Source organism: Aequorivita vitellina (assembly GCF_022008365.1).
GTDB lineage: Bacteria > Bacteroidota > Bacteroidia > Flavobacteriales > Flavobacteriaceae > Aequorivita > Aequorivita vitellina.
In genome coordinates this window covers 1-8211 of record NZ_JAIRBA010000053.1, presented here as the reverse complement: position 1 = coordinate 8211, position 8211 = coordinate 1, and the positions used below count along the sequence as shown (strand labels likewise).

The window sequence follows — 8211 nt, the reverse complement described above, 5'->3', positions numbered from 1 at the left end:
ATAAACTTGTATTGAGAATTTTTGCAATTGCTAAAAGGGAGGAGCCTTTTGTAAAATTATCCAATTAAAAATTTGTTTTTAACTTAGAATGCTCACCCTGACATTTGGAATGGGGTTCGACTGCCTTTCGGCTGTGCTTAGGATGGGCTGCTCACCCTGACATATTGCTTGTCCTGACATATTGCTGCCCTGACATTTGGCTAGTTCAACCTGACTTACGGATTGCGTTGGGTGGGGAATTTTGGGGGTGGATTATTATATATTTAAAATATTTCTTAATTTGTACGGTATTTAACCTCATTATGACAATTCTTTGTATTCCTACGTGCTGGATGTTTGTTTTAAGAGACCGTATCTTTTATTCGAAGGGGCATTTGCTTTTGAAAAAGGTTGACGGTATTCGTTTTGAAGGCTGTGGATTGAGGTTATTGGCTTTTTTATTCAACATTTACAACACTAGATATAAACCTAATAATTCCCTACCGCTTAAAGTTTCACACGTAAATAAAACGCCCCAAATTTAAAATCTATGATGCGAATGAATAAGCGGGAGGACTTTCCCGATGCAATTATATTTGACTTACATCCGTTTCCGATGTGGGTTTACGATGTGGAGACCTTAAAGTTTTTAGCCGTAAACAAGGAGGCCATTGCGCATTATGGCTATTCGGAAGTGGAGTTTTTGTCGATGACCATTAAAGACATCAGGCCCGTAGCAGAGATACCGAAATTGTTAAAGGCCGTAAAAAACACAGTTGCAAGAACGAATGCATATAAAGACAAGCTCTACCTTCATCAGAAAAAAAACGGGAGCGTAATACACGTTCAGATTAAAAGTAATTTGATTGAATTTCAAGGTCGGCAAGCAGATCTAGTTACCGCAATAGACCTAACCGATTACTACCTGCAAGAGAAGCGAATTAGCGAGCAAAAGCACTATTTAACTAAAATAGGAGAGCTAAATAAGCTGTTGTTAACTTCCGAAAATTGGGTAGTAGCCTTAGATAGGTGTTTTCAAATAGTTGGGGATACTTTGGATATTGACCGTATCTACTTCTTTGAAAACAACTTAAAAGAAGAAACTACTTCGCAGCGGTTGGAATGGACGCGGGACAGCAGTGAAATGCAGATTGACAATCCCGATTTACAAAACGTGCCTTTTTCAAATTTCCCTTTATTTATAAAGCCTTTGCAGGAAGGTAGGCTTTTTGAGGCCATCGTATCGGAACTGCCGCCATCTGTTATCAAAGAGGTTTTAATTGCCCAAAATATCTATTCAATATTGGTTATACCAGTAATGGTTAACAATGCGTTTTGTGGGTTTATTGGTATTGACGATTGTGAACACGAACGGATATGGCGCGGAAATGAATTAGAACTTCTTAAAAACCTTAGCTCCAATTTAGGGCATGTTATCAAGGAATCGCAGGCACAACAAAAGTTAATTGACAGTGAGGCGCGTTCTAGATCGTTAATTCAGAATGGGACAGATTTAATTGCCATAATAAATGATAAAGGCGACTACACGTATGTGGCGCCCAATTCCACTAAAATTTTGGGCATCCCACCGGAGGAGTTTATTGGCAAGAATGCTTTCGATTTTATTTATGAAGAAGATGTGCCACGGGTATTAAATAACTTAAAACAAGTACTGACAGAAGACCGCGTTTCTATTGAACCCTTTAGATACCCAGACGCCGATGGCAACTGGCAGTGGGTACAAGTGGAATTGACCAATCACCTTAACGATTCTACTATAGAAGGGATAATTGTAAATACAAAAATAGTAACGACCGAGGTAGAAAAACGAATGGGAAAAGAGTTGGTAGCTTCTTTAACCAAGGCCATAGACGCTCCGGGGACCTTAACTTCCAGTTTGGAAGCAGCCTTGGACAAATTAGTTCAGCTTTCGGGAATTAATATAAGTGAAGTGTGGCTTATTTCGGAAGATAAAATGCGGTTGGATTTAATTTCGAAATCTGTTCAAGATGAAAATTTTAATCCGTTTTACAATGCTTCAGCAAACGTAAACAGTTTTAGTGAAGCGGAGGGGCTACCGGGATATATTTGGAATACGAAACACACGCTAATTTGGGAAAACTTGCACGAGCACAAGAATTTTATCCGTGGGGAAGCGTCGGCGGAAGTAGGTTTAAATTCGGCAATAGGGATTCCCATAGTATATAACGAGGAATTTTTAGGATGTTTTATTTGTTTTTCGAGTTATAAGAAGCAGTATCTAACAGATCATTATAAACTTTTAACCGAAGTTGGAGAGGAAATTGGTGCTGTGGTAAAACAAAAAATTACAGAGGAAGAGTACAGAAACTTTTTTGATATTTCGCCCGACCCCCATTGTTTAGTAGGTTTTGATGGGAAGTTAAAGAAATACAACAAGGCGTTTAAGGGTATTTTAGGTTATACAGATACTGAAATAATGAACACCCCTATTTTTAACTATATAAAAATAGACGGAGATATTGCTTCATTTTTCAAAGGTTTAAAGGCCAATGCCGATAGTATAAGTTCGTTTGAGTCTAGCTTATTAACCAAAAGTGGGGATACCAAATGGCTTAGATGGAGTGTAACTTTAAAAACGGAAGCAAAGATAATAATAGCGGTTGCCAAGGATATTACGGAGCAGAAGCTCGCAGAGCAGGAGTTGGAAACGGCGTATTTACAACTTAAAAACGCCCAGAAAATAGCCAAACTTGGGTATTGGAGTCGGAATTTAGATTCTGATATTTCGGAGTGGAGTGAAGAAATGTACCGTATATTTGGGTATAGTCCGTCTAACTTCTCCCCTACCACAGCAAATATTGCAAATTCGTTTCATCCGGAAGACAGGGATTTATTTTTTCTAGACCCACCGACAATACTTGAACCTGGGAAGGTTAAAAGTTTTGAGCATCGCATAATTACTTCTTCAAATAAAATAAGGTGGGTACGGCAGGAGCTACAACTAATTGCAGACGAAACTGGAAAGGCGATTAGATTGGAAGGAACACTTCAGGATATAACAGAGAGTAAAGAATACCAACGCCAATTGGCATATAGCAATGAGCGATTTAGCCTTGCCATGCAGGTTAGCAACGAGATGATTTGGGATATTGATCACGAAAAAAACACAGTAACGCGCGGGAAGGGTTATGAGGGAACCTTACAGTACGATTCCAGTGAACCGCTTGCAAAAGACAATTCGTTATTTAGCAAGGTACATCCCGAGGACTTGCCAGGGTTATGGGAATCGCTTCAAAATGCATTTTTGGATAAGGAGAAGCATTTGTGGGAGCAGGAATACAGATTAATTTTAGAAGACGGAAGTATTGCGTATTTTGTTGATAGATGTTATATTTCAAGAGACAGTGAAGGCAAGCCTATAAGGTCTATTGGTTCGGCTTTGGACGTTACGGCATCGCGGCAGCAGCTGGAGCAGATAAAACGACAGAATAAAAACCTACGCGAAATTGCTTGGTTGCAGTCGCACGTAATTAGGGCCCCACTTTCTAAGATAATGGGCTTGGTATATTTATGGGAGTTGGACGGCGCCGATGTTTCATCGAAGGAGGTTTTACCTATGATTAAAGATGCCGCAGACGAATTAGATGAGGTTATTCACGAAATAACCCATAAAATAAACACCTTTGAAAATGAAGATGTGTGAAGTTTTATTAATTGATGACGACCCAATCATCAACTTGATTAATGCCAAAGTGGTTAAGTCGCAATACCCCGATTTACCCGTAACCGCATTAAAAAGTGGGATTGAGGCCTTGGAATACATACGCAAAAACAGCACGACTCCCTACCTAGTTTTTTTAGATATCCACATGCCGCAGATGAGTGGTTGGGAGTTTATAATGAATATACAGGATGATAGGATGGCTGAAAACTTACACATTCATATCCTTACTTCGTCGGTAGATAATATTGATATTATGAAGGCGAAGGAAAACAGTCAGGTGCGCTCTTACCTATTAAAGCCATTAAAAGCCGATGTTCTCAGGTCGATTGCTTGTTAGGATAATATTTCATTTTCGGTTATATTTTTGGTTAAACAGATGATTTTTATACGTTAATCTTTCCTTAATCTAACATATTTAGGCATAATTATGTGGAATTGGCAACTCAAACCCATAGTTTTGCGCAGATATTGATTAAATAATTGAAAAAAACAAATTTTATGAGTCAAGTACAAGGAAATGAAACCGTAAAACTTCACTATACTGGAAAATTAAATGACGGACAAGTGTTCGACAGTTCGGTGGAACGTGAGCCTTTGGAAGTAAAACTTGGGGAAGGACGACTTATTCCTGGTTTTGAAAAGGGATTGGTTGATATGAAGGTTAGCGAGAAGAAAACCATCACGATACCGAAGGGGGAAGCGTATGGGGAAGTTCAGAAGGAGCTTTTTCAGAAGATTCCAAATGAGAACCTACCGCAGGAGATTAAGCCAGAAGTAGGCATGGGCCTTGTGTCTAAAAACCCTGATGGTACTGAGCGCCAATTGCGTGTAGCCGATGTAAAGGACGATTTTATAATCGTAGATGCCAATCATCCACTTGCTGGTCAGGATTTAACCTTTGAATTGGAATTGCTTGAGATAAAGTAATTTAATAGGATATATTTTTTATGAAAAAACCGCTCTGTTATGGAGGGGTTTTTTTGTTTTGGGGGGGCTGGGGGCTTAGGGGGGCGGGAATGACGTAGGACGCTTTAGACGTGAGATATGAGATTTGAGATATGAGATGTGAGACGTGAGAGGTTAGAGGTGAGAGGTGAGAGGTGAGTAAGGAGGCAGGACACGTGAAGGGGGAGACTAGAATTTAGAGGCTAGAGGCTAGAGGCTAGACTAAAACAACACATTCTTTAATCATATTTCTAGCTTTGCCACGTTGTGCCGTAGGCACTAAATGTTGGTAGAAGAATTGGTGGGATTGGGATTTTTGTTCTGTAGGGACGGCATATGGGTTGAGATTTGAGATATGAGATTTGAGACGTGAGATTTGAGATGTGAGATGTGAGATGTGAGATGTGAGACGTGACAGGGGAGACTGGAATCTAGAGGCTAGAGGCTAGAGGCTAGATGCTAGAGGCTAGAGTCAGGTGGCTAAACGGTCAATTCTAATTAGGGAAATTTATTTTTTTTTATTGCGTCGATGCAGTTGATGCCGTCTATGGCGGCGGAGATGATGCCTCCTGCGTAGCCGGCGCCTTCGCCGCAGGGGTATAGTCCTTTTATTTCGATATGCTCCAGGGTTTCTGGATTTCTTGGGATTGATACTGGGGATGAGGTGCGGCTTTCGGGGGCGTGGAGAACGGCTTGGTTAGTATAGTAACCATTCATCTTTTTTCCGAAGGCCACAAATGCTTTCCTCAATCGCGTGGCGAGGATTGAAGGAAGAACTTCATTTAAATCGGCTGCCACCACGCCGGGTTGGTAGGAGGTTTTGGGGAAATCGGTTGATATTTTCCCTTCCACGAAATCGATCATACGTTGGGCCGGGACTTTTTGGGTCTTCTCTCCTGCTTCCCAACAGCGCTGCTCTACTTCCTTTTGAAAATTGAGACATACAAAGGGATCGTCTGCCGTATAATCTGGCAGATCTTTTGGCGTTACACTTACCACTATTCCACTATTTGCATAGGGGTTGTTGCGTTTACTGGGGCTCCAACCGTTGGTGACTACTTCCTCCTGCTGGGTGGCGCAAGGAGCAATGATTCCGCCTGGACACATACAAAACGAATACACTGGGAGTCCGTCCACCTGCTCCACCAAAGCGTAACTCGCTGGCGGTAAATAAGGATTGTTGTCGTTGCCGTGATATTGAATGTGGTCTATCAATTCCTGTTGATGCTCAACGCGTACGCCAATGGCAAAGGGTTTGGCCTCAATCTTTATGTTCTTCCTGTGAAGCAGATAAAATATATCGCGCGCAGAATGTCCGGTTGCGAGAATTACATTGTTAAATTGATGCCAGATTTCAGCATTAATTTCGATAGCTTTTACAGCGTTGTTTACTATTTTTAGATCGGTGAGCTTGCTATTAAAATGCACTTCTCCCCCATTGGCGATAATGGCTTCGCGCATAGCAGTGATTATTTTTGGGAGTTTGTTGGTGCCAATATGTGGATGGGCATCGACCAGTATGTCTTCATCGGCGCCAAAGTGAACAAACCACTCCAAGGCTTTTAATACATTGCCGCGTTTTTTGGAGCGGGTATAAAGTTTGCCATCGGAATAGGTACCTGCACCGCCTTCGCCAAAGCAATAGTTACTCTCGGGGTTTACGAGTTGGTCTTTATTAATAGCCGCGAGATCTCTTCGGCGTTCGCGTACGTCTTTTCCGCGTTCAAAAACCACAGGCTTTAAGCCCGCTTCTACAGCCCGCAGCGCAGCATAGAGTCCGGCGGGGCCAGCACCAATAATTGCGATTTCTTGAGCGGTAGCTACGTTTTGTGGAATAAAGGGAGGGATTGTGGGGCGTTTTTCACCTTGCATCCATAATTCTAGCTGTAGGTTTATTTTAATAGGTTTACGACGCGCATCGATTGAGCGTTTGCGGATACGCCAATCGGTAATTTGTGATTTCCGAAGTTTTTCCTTTTCCAAGGTGAGGTTGAGGATGTAATTGAGATCGTTTTGCTGGTGTGGTAAAACGGAAATTGTGATTAGTTTGCTCATGGGGGGTAAAGATAGATGGAATTTTGGATATGTGGAATTGGGGGTTGGGGGGATTGGGGGAATGTTGGTTGGTTGTTGTGGCTATGATTTGTGAAAGTGTTCTGGTTCCAAATCGTTTGACATCCCCCCCTGCCCCCCCGTTCAAAGGGGGGGAGCGCGTCTTGATTGGGGGTGAGGTTGTTTTATTTGACATGCGTTAAAGTTTTTAGTATTGGGGTTTTATTGATGTTGCTATAGTTTAGAATGGGGTGAATGTTCCCTTGCCCCCAAGGGGGGAGAGATTTCGTCTTGACATCCCCCCTGCCCCCCCGTTCAAAGGGGGGGAGTGCGTCTTGATTGGTGGTGAGGTTGTTTTATTTGATTTGTGTTAAAGGTTTTAGTATTAGGGTTTTTATTGAGGTTGCTATAGTTTAGAATGGGGTGAATGTTCCCTTGCCCCCAAAGGGGGAGAGGTTTCGTCTTGACATCCCCCCCTGCCCCCCCGTTCAAAGGGGGGAGCGCGTCTTGATTGGTGGTGAGGTTGTTTTATTTGACTTGTGTTAAAGGTTTTAGTAATGGGGTTTTTATTGATGTTGCTATAGTTTAGAATGGGGTGAAAGTCGCCTTGCCCCCAAAGGGGGAGAGATTTCGTCTTGACATCCCCCCCTGCCCCCCGTTCAAAGGGGGGGAGTGCGTCTTGATTGGTGGTGAGGTTGTTTTATTTGACATGTGTTAAAGGTTTTAGTATTGGGGTTTTTATTGAGGTTGCTATAGTTTAGAATGGGGTGAATGTTCCCTTGCTCCCAAAGAGGGGAGAGATTTCGTCTTGACATCCCCCCCTGCCCCCCCGTTCAAAGGGGGGGAGTGCGTCTTGATTGGTGGTGAGGTTGTTTTATTTGACTTGTGTTAAAGGTTTTAGTATTGGGGTTTTTATTGATGTTGCTATAGTTTAGAATGGGGTGAAAGTCGCCTTGCCCCCAACGGGGGGAGAGATTTCGTCTTGACATCCCCCCCTGCCCCCCCCGTTCAAAGGGGGGGAGTGCGTCTTGATTGGTGGTAAGGTTGTTTTATTTGACTTGTGTTAAAGGTTTTAGTATTGGGTTTTCTTGAGGGGGTATTCGTTAGACAACGGGGTTCGACTGCGCTCACCCTGACATATTGCTTGGGGTGGTATGGGTTAGACGACGGGGGTTCGATCCGATAGCTATCGGATGTCCTTCGGGTGCGCTCAGGACGGGCTAGCTCACCCTGACAATGGGGATTGCGTTGGAAGAGGTTAGACAGTGGGGGTTCGACTGCGCTCACCCTGACATGAGGGATGGCGAAGGGGGTTCGATCCGATAGCTATCGGATGCGCTTTGGCTGTGCTCGGGATGGGTTGCTTAGTCTGACATATTGCTTGCGATGATATGCATTAGACGGTGGGGGTTCGACTGCCCTTCGGCTGCGCTTAGGACGGGCTGCTCTGCTTGACAGTTGGTTTATGTTTCGTGTGTGGGTTCCTTCCCCTCTGTAATTATTTTAATTTGAAAGATGTGTGTTTATTT

The 8211-nt window shown here is 42.9% G+C and carries 4 protein-coding genes; 3 read left to right on the top strand and 1 reads right to left on the bottom strand.

The window, feature by feature from the left end; translation table 11 throughout:
* The first annotated feature begins 538 nt into the window (after window positions 1-538).
* From K8089_RS15695 to K8089_RS15685, 3 genes are all read left to right on the top strand, one after another.
* Window positions 539-3664 carry a PAS domain S-box protein gene (locus tag K8089_RS15695; protein WP_237604249.1) on the top strand — a complete coding sequence of 1042 codons (3126 nt, stop codon included), beginning with the start codon at window positions 539-541 and terminating at the stop codon, window positions 3662-3664.
* Window positions 3651-4022, top strand: a complete 372-nt coding sequence (locus K8089_RS15690) for a response regulator (RefSeq protein WP_237604248.1) — start codon at window positions 3651-3653, stop codon at window positions 4020-4022. Before K8089_RS15695 ends, K8089_RS15690 begins: the two co-directional genes overlap by 14 nt.
* A 161-nt stretch (window positions 4023-4183) precedes the next feature.
* Window positions 4184-4612 (top strand): FKBP-type peptidyl-prolyl cis-trans isomerase, encoded by a 429-nt coding sequence (locus K8089_RS15685; protein ID WP_237604247.1) that lies wholly within the window; start codon window positions 4184-4186, stop codon window positions 4610-4612.
* Window positions 4613-5128: 516 nt separating this feature from the next.
* Here the strand turns inward: K8089_RS15685 and K8089_RS15680 are convergent.
* A complete protein-coding gene (locus K8089_RS15680; protein ID WP_237604246.1) occupies window positions 5129-6685 on the bottom strand; it encodes an NAD(P)/FAD-dependent oxidoreductase in 1557 nt (518 codons plus the stop codon).
* Between the last annotated feature and the right edge of the window lie 1526 nt (window positions 6686-8211).

Excerpts from the sequence above, each read along its gene's own strand:
- K8089_RS15695 (WP_237604249.1), top strand. The coding sequence starts at position 539 with ATGAATAAGCGGGAGGACTTTCCCGATGCAATTATATTTGACTTACAT.
- K8089_RS15690 (WP_237604248.1), top strand. The coding sequence starts at position 3,651 with ATGAAGATGTGTGAAGTTTTATTAATTGATGACGACCCAATCATCAAC.
- K8089_RS15685 (WP_237604247.1), top strand. The coding sequence starts at position 4,184 with ATGAGTCAAGTACAAGGAAATGAAACCGTAAAACTTCACTATACTGGA.
- K8089_RS15680 (WP_237604246.1), bottom strand. The coding sequence starts at position 6,685 with ATGAGCAAACTAATCACAATTTCCGTTTTACCACACCAGCAAAACGAT.